The 355-nt window shown below is 50.7% G+C and carries 1 protein-coding gene and 1 tRNA gene; both read right to left on the bottom strand.

Features of this window, described 5'->3' with window-relative positions; all coding sequences use genetic code 11:
- Nucleotides 1-161: GTP-binding protein (locus tag OGY35_RS01020; protein WP_001445782.1), on the bottom strand; the 161-nt coding region annotated here is incomplete at its 3' end.
- Nucleotides 162-278: 117 nt separating this feature from the next.
- Nucleotides 279-354: transfer RNA gene (locus OGY35_RS01015), tRNA-Thr, on the bottom strand.
- Between the last annotated feature and the right edge of the window lies 1 nt (nucleotide 355).

Here is a 355-nt window from a genome sequence, read left to right as displayed (position 1 = left end):
GGCGCGTTATCGATCTGATCGAATGCGCGAGCAGCACCGCCGTAGGTTTTAGCCAGTACGGTAGTGATGGCAGCGGTCAGCGTTGTTTTACCATGGTCAACGTGGCCGATAGTACCGACGTTAACGTGCGGTTTTGTACGTTCAAACTTTTCTTTAGACATCGATTGTCCCTCTAAGACACGGATAAATCGGTGATATCACCACATCAACCAGGCGATATGCCTGAACTGTTGAATCACTGAGTCGTTACAGAGAAAACACGGGGAGGAGAAGTGAAGTGGTGCTGATACCCAGAGTCGAACTGGGGACCTCACCCTTACCAAGGGTGCGCTCTACCAACTGAGCCATATCAGCA

Source organism: Citrobacter sp. Ct235 (assembly GCF_030332305.1).
GTDB lineage: Bacteria > Pseudomonadota > Gammaproteobacteria > Enterobacterales > Enterobacteriaceae > Citrobacter_A > Citrobacter_A telavivensis.
The sequence above is the reverse complement of the archived record's forward strand: the minus strand, read 5'-3'. Positions and strand labels throughout refer to the sequence as shown.